The sequence below is a fragment of the Vibrio sp. A2-1 genome (assembly GCF_021728355.1).
Classification (GTDB): Bacteria; Pseudomonadota; Gammaproteobacteria; order Enterobacterales; family Vibrionaceae; genus Vibrio; species Vibrio splendidus_K.
This window is the reverse complement of the sequence record NZ_JAKKCO010000001.1, coordinates 1,184,732-1,197,268: the sequence shown is the minus strand read 5'-3', so window position 1 is coordinate 1,197,268 and position 12,537 is coordinate 1,184,732. Positions and strand designations below refer to the sequence as shown.

10 protein-coding genes are annotated in these 12,537 nt (G+C 47.2%); 4 read left to right on the top strand and 6 right to left on the bottom strand.

Annotated elements, in window-relative coordinates:
* Positions 1-33: 33 nt before the first annotated feature.
* A complete protein-coding gene (locus tag L3V33_RS04990; protein ID WP_237289471.1) occupies positions 34-618 on the bottom strand; it encodes a LysE family translocator in 585 nt (194 codons plus the stop codon).
* A gap of 141 nt (positions 619-759) precedes the next feature.
* Here L3V33_RS04990 and L3V33_RS04985 point away from each other — a divergent pair, with 141 nt between their 5' ends.
* Both L3V33_RS04985 and L3V33_RS04980 read left to right on the top strand, forming a co-directional pair.
* Positions 760-1,200: an Lrp/AsnC family transcriptional regulator gene (locus L3V33_RS04985; protein WP_010431662.1), complete on the top strand. Its 441-nt coding sequence runs from the start codon at positions 760-762 to the stop codon at positions 1,198-1,200.
* Positions 1,201-1,226: 26 nt separating this feature from the next.
* On the top strand, positions 1,227-2,156 hold the full coding sequence (locus L3V33_RS04980) for a LysR family transcriptional regulator (RefSeq protein WP_017070613.1): 930 nt from the start codon (positions 1,227-1,229) through the stop codon (positions 2,154-2,156).
* Between the two features lie 184 nt (positions 2,157-2,340).
* Here L3V33_RS04980 and L3V33_RS04975 read toward each other — a convergent pair whose 3' ends face one another.
* The 5 genes from L3V33_RS04975 to dsrO all read right to left on the bottom strand — a co-directional run bounded on the left by L3V33_RS04975 (position 2,341) and on the right by dsrO (position 9,571).
* Positions 2,341-3,402: a c-type cytochrome gene (locus tag L3V33_RS04975; protein WP_237289469.1), complete on the bottom strand. Its 1,062-nt coding sequence runs from the start codon at positions 3,400-3,402 to the stop codon at positions 2,341-2,343.
* A gap of 9 nt (positions 3,403-3,411) precedes the next feature.
* Positions 3,412-4,053 (bottom strand): c-type cytochrome, encoded by a 642-nt coding sequence (locus L3V33_RS04970; RefSeq protein WP_237289468.1) that lies wholly within the window; start codon positions 4,051-4,053, stop codon positions 3,412-3,414.
* A 459-nt stretch (positions 4,054-4,512) separates the two neighbouring features.
* Positions 4,513-7,605, bottom strand: coding sequence for a tetrathionate reductase subunit A (locus L3V33_RS04965; protein WP_237289466.1), 3,093 nt, complete (start codon positions 7,603-7,605; stop codon positions 4,513-4,515).
* Positions 7,606-7,619: 14 nt separating this feature from the next.
* Positions 7,620-8,768, bottom strand: a complete 1,149-nt coding sequence (nrfD, locus tag L3V33_RS04960; RefSeq protein WP_237289465.1) for an NrfD/PsrC family molybdoenzyme membrane anchor subunit — start codon at positions 8,766-8,768, stop codon at positions 7,620-7,622.
* Positions 8,765-9,571, bottom strand: a complete 807-nt coding sequence (dsrO, locus tag L3V33_RS04955) for a sulfate reduction electron transfer complex DsrMKJOP subunit DsrO (protein WP_237289463.1) — start codon at positions 9,569-9,571, stop codon at positions 8,765-8,767. Before dsrO ends, nrfD begins: the two co-directional genes overlap by 4 nt.
* 270 nt (positions 9,572-9,841) lie before the next feature.
* Between dsrO and L3V33_RS04950 the strand changes: the two genes are divergently transcribed.
* Positions 9,842-11,737, top strand: a complete 1,896-nt coding sequence (locus tag L3V33_RS04950; protein WP_237289461.1) for a sensor histidine kinase — start codon at positions 9,842-9,844, stop codon at positions 11,735-11,737.
* A gap of 11 nt (positions 11,738-11,748) precedes the next feature.
* Positions 11,749-12,351 (top strand): response regulator, encoded by a 603-nt coding sequence (locus tag L3V33_RS04945; protein WP_237289459.1) that lies wholly within the window; start codon positions 11,749-11,751, stop codon positions 12,349-12,351.
* The last annotated feature ends 186 nt before the right edge of the window (positions 12,352-12,537 follow it).

Genomic DNA, 12,537 nt, shown 5'->3' with positions numbered 1-12,537 from the left:
AATCTAGAACCTAGATGAATCAATAACTAGAAATTAGAGCATTGGAATGGTCGACACGAGCAGTAATCCCGCCATTCCATAATTGAAGCTCTTAATACGCATTGGGGTTGTTAACCAGTGCTGTAGCTGTTTACCTGCCGCCGTCCAGAATGTCACAGATGGTAAGTTGGCTAGCGTGAATATCGCTGCGATGATCGCAAGTTCCCACCATGAACTGCCACTGCTATAAACTGAAATCGCAGTCAGAGCCATCGACCAACCTTTAGGGTTCACCCACTGAAAACTTGCCGCGCCAATGAAGGTCATGGGTTTATAAGCCTCGGTACTTTTGGCTTTGCCGCTCAATGCTATCTTAATTGCTAGGTACACAAGGTAAGTCAGGCTTAGATATTTCAAGATTTGGTGAGAGACCGGATAGGCGTTAAAAATTCCCATTAAGCCGAAGCCAACCAACAACAACATCGCGGCAAACCCTAGAGCTATCCCAAGCATGTGCGGAATAGTTCGGGCAAAGCCAACATTTGCTCCTGATGTCATGAGCATGATGTTATTTGGACCCGGCGTGAAGGTCGAGACAAACGCAAACAGGGCAAGTGCGCTAAGTTGTTCTAAAGGCATAATGGTTCTCCTACAATAAAATGAACGAAGTGACTGACCGGTCATGACTTTCACGTGTTGAGAAACATAGTAGGTGGAAAGTGAGGCAATTATGTGCTTTTATTTCACTTATTATCACTAATTGCACAATAATAAGTACCTATGGATAGATTTGACGAAAGGATATTGCAAGAGCTTAAGTTGGACGGCAGAATCTCCAACATTGAGCTTTCAGAACGAATTGGTTTGTCGGCTTCAGCGACCCTAAGGCGAGTACAAGATCTCGAACGTAAAGGGATCATTCAAGGTTACCGCGCAGTTCTGGATAATGGCTTGATGGGTGTCGGCTTTATTGCTTATGTTTCGATTGGTTTATCGAGCCACAGCAAATCGGCTCAGCTAGAATTTGAACAGCATGTCAGCATGGAAAAAGAAGTGGTGGAGTGCCACAACATTACCGGTGCTAACGAATATTTGCTGAGAGTAGAAACCAAAGATCTGCCGGGCTATAAGAAGTTTCATGCCGATGTGCTTGGGGAATGCGCTCAGGTTCAATCCATTACAACCATGGTTGTGATGGATACCCCCAAAGATGAACGCTAGTCGAGTTTTATTTCAGGAGAGGCGCAGTGCCTAATACTAATCAGTTGTTATTGTTCTTAGATGTGGTTCAACAAGGATCGTTTACCAAAGCGGCAACCTTGCATGATATGGACAACTCATCACTCTCTAAACAAATAAAAAAGCTTGAGCAAGACCTAGGTGTTCAGCTTCTCAACCGTTCTACGCGTTCGTTCTCGCTGACGTCAGCAGGGGAAGATATTCTCGCGCAAACCTACGTGTTGAAAGACACCATCAATCAGATCCAAGGCATTGCAGATTCGTACCAGTCTGAACCCAAAGGTGTATTGCGAATTACGTCGCCCATCTATTTTGGTCAGCAATACCTGCAACCTATCATCACGCAGTTCATGAGAAAGTATCCGGATGTACAGATTGTGCTGTCATTGGACGACAAGATTGCCAATATCATTGCAGGGCAGTTTGATATCGCATTTCGCTTCAGCAAGCTTGTTGAATCGAATTTGATTGCGAAGAAGATTGCCGACAGTAATTTCATGCTGGTCGCCTCGAACGACTTTGTGAAGCAGCATGGTGAACCGAAGACGCCACAAGATTTGCTCGCGTTACCTGCTGTAATTTATACCAATGGCGATATGACGGTTGATCATTTACGTATCAGCGAAGAGCCAGGAGGCAATACTTTCCAAAGTCTGACGATTCGTGGCAACTATAAGGTGAGTGATGTTCGCACCATGGTGTCTTGCGTTAAGGATGGCTTAGGGTATGGTTTCCTTGATCAATCAAACCTGTATGCCTCAATGAAAGAACTTGGCTTAGTCACTTTACTGCCGGATTATCCGATTTCTACAATCGATACCGCAATCTACGCTGTGTATCCGCACCGTAAGCAGACCAAACTGGTGAAAGAATTCATCACTACGGTTCAAGACTATATTGGCTCTCCGACGATTTGGGAGAAGATGCAGCAAGGTTAGTTATTTTTCTAATCGTTCAAACACAAAAAAGGAGCCAGATCGTTAAACAATTTGGCTCCTTTTTATTCGTCCAGTTGTAACCAATTTACAATGTAAAGCTTAGCTATAGCTGGTGTAAGCAACTATCCGTCTCACTGAAATGCATGACTACTCACGAAAACCGGTTACTGCTCTTTAAAACGAATTAGTGATCATTAATCACTTCTTTACCACTTGGGTAGGCTTTTGAACCCAGTACATGACCGTCGACTTCTTTGCCATAGTAACCTTGGTGGCTGTGGTAACGCTTAGCATTGCCGGCAACATCGCCTTTGTATCGAGGGTCTTGTGGGCGTTCATGACTGTTTACAAACGCGGCCACATCCCACGCATCCTGAATTGACAGCTGTTGGCTTTTTCCAAGCGGCATGTTTTCGTAGATGAAGTACGCGGCGGTGTTTACGCGGTGCATACCTGCGCCCCAGTTGAATGAGTTTTTGCCCCAAAGTGGTGGTAGGTATGAGCGGCCGTCGTCCCCTTTGATACCTTCACCATTCTGTCCATGACACGTTTGGCAGCTGGTTTGATAAACCTTTTCGCCACGCGCTATCGACGGTTCTTGTTCAGGGTTAGCAATCTTAGGGTAGCCGCGACCTGCAAGCTTGCTGCGGTCATCGATTGGGTATTTGCTTAACAGCTCTTCAGGAAGAGGGAAGCTCTCCGCTTTTCCTCCGACTTGTAAATCTGCATCGCTAATCTCAGGAACGGGTGTGTCTTGCATGCCGTTCTTATCCAAGATACCGCCCATTGCCAACCAGTATGAGTAAGCGGTTAGCGCGACCATCTCTTTTGAGCCCACTGCTGGTGGCAGGCCATTCATTGAATAAGTGAAACAGCCTTGGATACGTTCTGCGTAGCTGTTTACCTTGTCGTTTTTCTTACGGTAAGCAGGGTAGGCCATATAAGCACCCCATAGAGGCGCCGCATTCGCTTTCATGCCCGCTTGCATGTGGCAGTTGACACAGTTTTGTTCATTGCCGACGAACGTACCGCGCATCTGTTGTGAATCGACAAACAGTGAATAACCCAGTTTAACTTTGTCGCCAAACTCTCCTGCAGGAATATCGACCAAGTCTCGTGGCACCAGATACTTGTTATCTTGTGGTTTCTCAACAGCTGGCAGTTCGGTTTGGCGATCGGGCAACTCACCTTCGGCGTAAGCGATTCCAGAGGCAAGGGTTGCGGTAATTAAGAGTAATGTTTTCATGCGAGCCCTTTAGTATCGGAAAGATGCGAAGTAGTAAGACAGGTTTTTGATCTCATCGTCGGTCAACTTACCGGCGATATTGCCCATCATGTTCAAATCATCCCCCTTACGAGTGCCGTTTTTCCATGCGTTGAGCTGAGTTTGAATGTAGTCGGCGTGCTGGCTCGCTAGGCGTGGGAATTTGTCTACGCCCATACCGCTTGGCCCATGACAGGTTGCACAAGCGGGGATGTTGCGGTCCCAATCGCCTTGGAATACCAGTTTACGATAAGGGTTATCAATATCAGCTTGTGAGCCGCGCTGTTCTAAATCGCTGAATTCATAAGAAGGAAGCGAAGCGAAGTACTCGGCAACTTCACGACGAATCGCAGGATCAGACACACCATCCGCCATCCCTTTCATGATCGCGCTTTGACGCTCGCCACTTGAGAATAAGATCAGTTGATGTTCTAGGTAGTCAGCATTGAGCCCTGCAAGCATAGGGGCGATGTTGGTCATGCCTTTCCCGTCTGCTTGATGGCAACCGCTACAGGTTTCTGCGGCTTCTGGCATTGGATTAGGCGCTGCTTGTGCAAAACCGGATAAAGAAAGGCTTCCCAGAGCAGCGATGCAAAGCGTTAGAGTTTGAGTTTTTATGTTCAGCTTAATCATGAGGCGTCGCTATTGGTTGTAATGCACGCATTTTCGACATAATTGGATGTTCGCGCTATTGTGGATTTCCACATTAATTCAATTGGAACTTGAGGTAAGTCTCACATTAATAACCTCAATCACCATAATGGTATTGGTGTGAATTTCGATAGGCGAATCCAACTGCGGTTAACGAAGTGCAAGGGAACTGCCATGTTCGCCTCGGTGTAACTGCTTGTTAAGGCTCTTTTATGGCACCGATTGTATAAGCATAGCCGCTTTATAGAGGCTGGCTAAAAAAGTTACGGTGAAAAGAAAAGAAGAGAATAGAAGTGAAGAGAGTTTGCGGGTTGGATTGAATGTTGCGGATTGAATGCTGCCGATGTATTGACTGTTAAAAAGCAGAACAACTTCGAATGGCGAAGTTGCTCTGTTTTGTCCCTATTCAGAAATGAATAGGGATAGGTATTGGATCACTGATTAGACTTTGTAGATCTTAGCCGGAAGCGCTTGTCTTGCTGCTGCGCCCACAACCCAATCCAACATCACGCCTTTGCCTTCTCTCGTCGGGTCAATCAAGCCTATATCATTGATGTTAACGCCATCGTTTGACTTCATCTTTACTGGTTGTCGTGTGTCACCAATCCAGTGTGCACGTTCACCGAGCTCTTTGTGTCCAAAGCCGTGTTCAAAGCCTAATGTGCCCGGCTTGATGCCATCAATCACCATCGCCAACGCGTGTGTGGTTGAACTCGGTGTTTCAATGGCAAATACGTCACCGGTTTTGATGCCCGCTGAAGAGGCGTCTTGCGGGTGAATGTAAACCGGGTTCACGCCTTTAATCGATTCCAAGCGTGGTGACAGGTTAGACACCGCACTGTGAATATTGGATTTAAAGTTGGTCAGAGTAAATGGCCACTCTTTTGCTGGGAACTGCTCAGCCAATGGCGTACCGTCTGCCAGTTTTTGTGGATACCATGTCGGGCACCCCATGTACTGCTCGCCACTGATGGTGTTGCGAGAGGTACCAAGCTTTTCATTCCAAATAGCCAGTGGCTTGGTCCATTTGTACTTCATGGTTTCATTGGTGTAGGCATTGGTTGCGTCTTCGAAACGACCGCCACGCGCAAAGATATACGCCACTTTTAGCATCTCTTCTGGCTTAAGCGTTTTGTTCATCACAGGTACTAGGCGTTCTAGACCAGACCAAACGATATCTTCAGCGTCTACATTCGGTACGCCACCTTTTGCAAATGCTAAGTTAGCCGCTGAGCGCAAGTAGAAATCTTCAGCGCTATGAATACCGTGCCAATTACCTTGGCTGTCTTTGATTACGTTGTCGCCGAAGCCACCCAAGTCGAGAGTTTTCGCCAGATCAATAAAGAAGTTTTCTAGGTTGATGGCGCGCCCGTCTTGAGTGCGTGAGGTTTTAGGCTCAACTATCGGCCAACGAGCGGTGATCGCTTTGGTCGCGACGCCGTGCCACGGTGTCGCCATGCCCCAGCTCTCGTAGGTAACCGTGTCGGGTACTAGGTAATCTGATAATGCTGTTGTCTCATTGATGAAGGCATCGATAGACACGATCAAGCCAAGCTGTTTTGGATCTTTAAGCTTCTCGCCCAGTAGGTTGTCTAAACCCGGAACACCATAAAGTGGATTCGCCATGTGGTTGATCCACGCTTTTGCGCGGTAAGGGTAGCCATCAATCGCAGCTGATAAATGCTCGGTTAAAAGCGGCGCAGAGATTGGGTACCACGGAGCACGTGTTGGGTAAGGTGATTCACCGGCCGCAACGTGACGTTTGTATTCGCTGGTCTTGTGATACGGGAACTTGCTACGAGACAAGAACACGCCTTGTGGCTTAGTCTTACCTTTGAATTTGGTAAAGTCGTAACGTGGGCCTGCAACAGAGGTTGGGTAGCCACCCGCCTTGGCTATCGCTCCGCCTTTTGCATTGATGTTACCGATCAGCGCATTCAGCATTAGAATAGAGAACGAGTTGTAGAAGCCATTGGTGTGCATGTTGCCACCGTGAGTATCGACGACTGCTTTTGTACCGTAACTGGTGAAGCGTTTCGCTAGCGCAATAATCTGATCTTGTGGGATTTCACACTGCTCGCTGTAGTAAGCAAGGTCATATTTGAAGGCTTCTTCTTTCAATCTTTGTAGAGAAGACTTCACACGAACGGTTTGACCATCAATTTCTACGTCTTGATCGACAAACAGAGCCGCTTCATCTACCTGAATATTTGATGTTAATAGTGACGTTGTCACATTAAGTGCAATGAATCCATCATCGTCAGACATCGGTTCGCCCGTTTCTAGCAAACCAATATCCGATGTGCGAAGCATGCGCCCGTTTTGTGGGTGTGTTTCGTCGCTGATCACGAGGTGAGATGCATTACACCAATGGGTGGTGCCTGCTTTCTGCATTGCTTGTGCGCTTGGGCGAGACAAGAAATCATGGTTGTAGCGCTGGTTCTCGATGATCCATTGGATCATGCCCAGTACTAATGCTGAATCGGTGCCCGGTTTGATCGGTAGCCAGTTGTTGCGATCGCCCGCAGCAAGGCTTGAAGATCCTGCAGGAAGGCTCGGAGTCACTATGGTGTAGCTCAGTTTTCCGTTGGTACGAGCTTCCGCAAGTTGCCTTGCTTGGCGCTTAAACGGGTTACCCGCTTGAGCCGGAGACATACCGATGAAAAGAATGAATTCTGCGTTGTTGAAGTCGGGCTTTAAGTGCGAGAATTTGTCTAGATCATTCATGATCGCACCTGAACCTGCGCGGAACGCGTAGCCACAGTAAGAACCGTGGTGACCAAAGTTGCGAGTACCGTAGCTGTTAAATGCAAAGCGCTTCAAGATGTCGTCACGGCCTTCATTACCGGCATTGGTCACAAGCAGTTGGTTGGCTTTTGGTCCGTATTCAGGGTTGTTCGGATCAAGTGGCGTTTCGATGTCGCGAATCGATCGTAAGCCTTCAACTTTACCTTCACCGAATAAGTCACCACCCTCGGTGATCTCAGTGATAAGTTGTTCGTAGCTGATCGGCTCCCACTTGCCTTCACCTCGTTTACCAACACGTTTTAACGGTTGAGTGATTCGGTATGGGCTGTTTTGAATCTCTAACATGCCGTTACCGCGGGCGCAGGCCGTCGAACGGTTGTTGATGCCGGATTCACCAGACAAGCCAATGTAGGCGTCTTTTACGGGCGTTTTGAACGGGATCTGTTGGTCGCTTGATAGCGGGTGGTAAGGGTTGCCCGAGATGCGCAAAATCTCGTCATTGCGATTGTCTATACGTACACGCAAGCCACACAATGTCCAGCAGCCAAAACACATTGATGGTGCAACGCGTTGGTTTGGATTCGGCGAGATCTTACCTTGTTCATCGACACTGTATTCCGTCTCTAACGAATTACCGTGATGGATGTGATTGGTTTTCTTACCTGCGGTGCCATCAATAGCACCGTGAACCATGTGTTTTGTGGTTGTCGCATAACCTGCAGCAAAAGCTCCAACACCACCGGCAGCAAGGCCTGTTTTCAAAAATTGACGACGTTTGTTATCCATGATGATTCCTCAGACTACAAGCTATGTGAGCGGTTAAGTGGTGACGGTGTGTTTTGGTTTGGCTTAGATTCTGTCTTTGGTGCAGAGCCAGTTGCTCTTGTAGAACCAGTAGACACGATTTCAGAGGCAAACAACGCAAGTGCTAACCAAAGGCCACACATACCAACAATGCCAAGTAAACCAGCGCTACCCATTGGCAATTCATAAGGGAATGCGCCCACATCAAAGCGTGGAATGGTTTGAACTTCCATCATGGTCACCCAACGTACCGCCCATGCTGAAACGATGGTCACAAGCGCAACACAGATAATTCCTAGTTTGCTTTGCGATAGACGCTGCAGCGGAAGAACCAAGATCATGCAAAGTAAAATGCTGGTGGTCATGATGCCTAAATTGATACCCCAAGCGTCGTTCTCATACAGATTGAAGTGACCATGGTTAGATGCCCAAATCGACGTAAGAATGATGGCAAGGCCACCGGTTAAGGTAATGGTTCTTTGTACTAGAGCGAGGTCTGTTGGTTTTAAGCTTGGCTTGCTTGAAGGCAGCAGAGCCCAAATCAACAGCGTTAAACCCGTTGCAGCAAAGAATGCGGTCGTAAACCAAAGCAGCGGGGAAGCCGGTTGATGCCAAAGCGGTCGGCTCGCCAAAATTGCAATCTCGGCGCCAGTGTAAAGCGCAATACTTAAGCCCGAAACTGCTGTTGCAGCAGCGAGTGCAATCATCAATTTTGTTGAAACCTGCCATTGCCCCAGTGTTAGCCAAGACAAGCGTTTTAGAAGCGGGTTTTCACTTCTTTTAAGTTGTGCGATGTCATCGCGTAGGTAAACCCATGCGGTAGCGACAGACAGACCAGAAAATAGAGGAAGAAACAGAGAGCCTAATGACATCCATGACCAAGGTGTGATGTGAGCGTAGAAGTGCCACGCACGGCCAGGTTGGTGTAAGTCACCGGTTAGCGCCAGTGGGCCAACAATTGCGCCGATGGCCATCACAAGCACAAGAGCTGAACGGAATTGATGACTGGTCGAGTTTTTGAATATCAGTGCAATCAAAAACAGAATAGCCGCTGCGTAAGCCGAACCAATGTAGAAGAAATATTGAACTGCCCACGGTAGCCAAGCGATCTCTTGAGCGGGAACTAACACCTCAGTGATATTCATGCTGTCTCTCCTTGTTTGCTAGAGGATGAGTTATCGATGGCAGCAGGATCATAAATCGCAGGTTGACCTTCGATGTGGCTAACGAATCGCTCGTTCATGCCGATATAGAAAACATGTGGGTTGGTATTCTGCTCTGGCTTGAGCACTTTGATGTCGTCTTGGTTTTCATTGAGCAGACGATTGATTTCGCTGTTTGGATCTTTAAGGTCGCCAATGACACGCGCGCCACCGACACAGGTTTCTACACAAGCGGGCAGTAAGCCGTCTTCAAGGCGATGTGCGCAGAAGGTACATTTGTCGGCGGTAAGCGTGTCGTTGTTAATGAAACGAGCATCGTAAGGGCAGGCTTGAACGCAGTAAGCACAGGCTACGCAGCATTCGTTGTCGACCATCACAATGCCATCTTCACGTTGGAAGGTCGCTTGAACAGGGCAAACCTTTATGCAGGGTGCGTTGTCACAGTGATTACAAAGGCGAGGCAACATGAAAGATTTCACGTCTTGTTGAACTGTCGAACCATCATCAAGGGAGACTTCATACTGTTTTACAGTGGTTCTGAACTGGCCAATCGGCGCTTGGTTTTCAACGCTACAGCCAACAGTGCACGCCTGGCAGCCAACGCACTTACGTAAATCAATCGCCATGGCGTAGCGTTTACCTATTTCGCCTTTACGGTCAGGTTGGTTGTTATTGCGAATGACTGTGCTCGCGACTGCGGTGTTGATTCCGGCAATGGGAATGAGCGCAGCACCGGCGGAAACTTTACCGAATTGGCTGAGAAACCGTCTTTTCAATGAGTCCATAGTGGTACCTATAAATGGGTATTCGTTCTGTTGAGCTCATTGTCAGATTTTGGCCGTACTCGGGGTATTGTGGATTTCCACATACCCAGATCAAAGTTGATCTAGAACAAATGTGGTTTTACCAATGTAGCTGTTATGCTTTGTTTTAAAGACTTGTTTAAGGCGATCTAAAGCATGAGTTAGGCGTTAAACATGTCGTCAGCTTCAAGAAAAAGTGAAGTGACGAGAGAATAAATTGAATAAACAGTCCGTTTGGAGAAAGAGATTTTAGTGACAGTCCGAAACCTAATGACAATCATTGGCCTTTGTTGGTTGAGCCTAACCGCGGCTGCGTGTTTCGCGGCTCAATCTGAACAAGCGATAGTAGCTTCAAGCACAAGCACAAGCCCAAACCAAAACACAGATGAACCCGATCAGGTTATCGAGGTTGGCGTGTTGGCGACCCGAGGCAAACTTGCGGCGCAGCAGCGTTGGCAGCCTACGATGGATTGGCTGTCTGAGCGTATTGCGGGTAAGCACTTTGTCCTCAAGCCTTTCAACTTGGAAGAGATGGCCGAAGCGGTAAAAGACGTCACTGTCGATTTTGTTATCACCAACCCCGGTCAGGCGGTTCGCTTAGGACGCCAGTATGCGCTTTCTTGGATGGCCACCATGACCAGTCATAACTTTGAACAGTCGGGAGCCAGCAATACGCAAAGTATTGGTTCAGCCTTGGTGGTGAGAAGAATGTCGCCTTATATTTCGCTCGAACAATTGAGCGGTAAGTCGATTGCGGCGGTCTCGGAAAATGCATTTGGTGGTTACCTCACTATGCGTTACCAAGTGATGCAACAAGGGCTCAACCCTAATCACTTTTTCTCTAATACTCAGTTCTTAGGTTTCCCTATTGATGCCAGCTTGTATCAACTGCGTGAAGGGCACATTGAAGCTGCGGTGGTGCCTGTGTGTTTGGTCGAGAGCATGATCAGTGAAGGTTTGCTGGTGGCTAGTCAATATCGTGTTATCGACAATCAAGCACCAGAAGGGTTCCGATGTCAGGTGTCTACGCCTTTGTACCCTAACTGGTCGTTTGCCAAAACAGAGAGAGCGTCTTCTACACTGGCGAAACAAATGAGTCAGGTGTTATTTGCGATGCCAAAAAGCAGTGCGCCAGCCATTGCAGCTAATGCATCGGGCTGGACGTCACCGACAAGCCTGCTGTCGATCGACAAGCTATACCAACAACTCGACATGCATCCACTGCAACAACCTTGGTGGAAAGAAGCGTTGATCTGGCTCAAGTACAATCAACAGTGGGCATGGGCGTTCTTTATTCTTGTCGTGTCTCTGAATGCTTACCACTTCTGGCTAGAATACAAATTCAGTCGCAGCAAAAAGCAACTAGAAGCGACGCTGTATAAGCTGAAAAGTAAGAGTGAACAGCTAGAGCACTCACAACGTATCTCGGTAGTTGGTGAGCTGGGCAGCAGTTTGGCACACGAGATTAATCAGCCTCTGGCAGCTATTCGGAATTATAGCGAAGGTGGTTTACTACGGATTTCGAAGAACAAACCATTGACCGATATTGAACCTGTGTTTGAGAAGATCCAGTCTCAAGTGGACCGTGCTGATGCGATCATTCAACGCTTGAGAAGCATGATAAAGAAACGTTCATCGGAAAAGTCACGGACTGATATCGAGCAGTTACTCACAGACACTATCGAGCTACTGCAATTTCGATTACAGAAACACAAGATAACCATTGAGCGCGACGCTGTAGGTAAGCCTATCCAACTGCATGTTGACCCGGTGGGATTGCAGCAAGTGATTGTAAACCTGATAAACAATGCGACCGACGCATGTAATGCACAACAGCATCGCGAACAAAGCGCTACGTCTGATATTGGTAACAAAAACAACGAACCATCGACAATTAAAGTGATTACCGAGTATCAACCGGATAAAATGATACTGTCGATTATCGATAATGGCACCGGTTTAGATTTCACTGAACAACAAGTCACTCAAGCCTTTGTGAGCAGCAAAGAAAACGGCTTGGGTTTAGGGCTGGCGATTTGCCAAGACGTGATTGAAGACCACAGTGGCAAAATGAGCATCACCTCACTGACTCCTCATGGTTGTCATGTGGCGGTGACCCTGCCTTCCTCTATTTCAAATGACTCATAAGGAATCTTGTTATGTCTGAACTTCATCATACGTTGCCAGTCTATGTGGTTGATGATGATGAGTCGATGCGTGACTCATTGGTGTTCTTATTGGAAGAGCATGATTTCAAGGTGACAGCCTATGAAGATGGCCCGAGCTTTTTGGATGCAGTGGATTTGAATGCGACGGGATGCGTGGTGTTAGACAGTCGAATGCCTGAAATGAGAGGACAGCAAGTTCATGAGTTGATGATGAAAGCGCAGAGCCCATTGTCGGTGATTTACCTGACGGGCCATGGTGATGTACCAATGGCGGTGGAGGCATTGCAAGCCGGTGCGGTGAACTTCTTTCAAAAGCCAGTTAAAGGCAGTGAGTTAGCTGAGGCGATCAAGCAAGGGCTAGAGGCTTCTGAAAAGCATTTACACATGAATGTTTATCGCCAAGCGTATGCGTCGTTAACTGAGCGAGAAATCGATATTCTTAAGCAGATTATCGACGGCAAACGTAACCAGAAAATTGCCGATGAATTATTTATCGCGATGAGAACGGTGGAAGTGCATCGAGCGAGTTTAATGAAGAAATTCTCTGCTAAAACGGTTGCTGAACTGGCTTACATATACGGCCAACTGAACTAACTACAGCGACACGAAATTGTTTATAGGTATTCATCAATTTCGTTGTCTTTGTTTAAGACTATTTTGTTGAAAGATGGTCTTCATTATCGAACTCTATTGAAGCAAGATCACACCATTTATGGAGTGCATAACGATAGGTCTTAGTAGACTTTTTATCGCTATGTATTCCTGAGATACTGAACTAAG

Excerpts from the sequence above, each read along its gene's own strand:
- L3V33_RS04975 (WP_237289469.1), bottom strand. The coding sequence starts at position 3,402 with ATGAAAACATTACTCTTAATTACCGCAACCCTTGCCTCTGGAATCGCT.
- dsrO (WP_237289463.1), bottom strand. The coding sequence starts at position 9,571 with ATGGACTCATTGAAAAGACGGTTTCTCAGCCAATTCGGTAAAGTTTCC.
- L3V33_RS04985 (WP_010431662.1), top strand. The coding sequence starts at position 760 with ATGGATAGATTTGACGAAAGGATATTGCAAGAGCTTAAGTTGGACGGC.
- L3V33_RS04970 (WP_237289468.1), bottom strand. The coding sequence starts at position 4,053 with ATGATTAAGCTGAACATAAAAACTCAAACTCTAACGCTTTGCATCGCT.
- nrfD (WP_237289465.1), bottom strand. The coding sequence starts at position 8,768 with ATGAATATCACTGAGGTGTTAGTTCCCGCTCAAGAGATCGCTTGGCTA.
- L3V33_RS04990 (WP_237289471.1), bottom strand. The coding sequence starts at position 618 with ATGCCTTTAGAACAACTTAGCGCACTTGCCCTGTTTGCGTTTGTCTCG.
- L3V33_RS04965 (WP_237289466.1), bottom strand. The coding sequence starts at position 7,605 with ATGGATAACAAACGTCGTCAATTTTTGAAAACAGGCCTTGCTGCCGGT.
- L3V33_RS04945 (WP_237289459.1), top strand. The coding sequence starts at position 11,749 with ATGTCTGAACTTCATCATACGTTGCCAGTCTATGTGGTTGATGATGAT.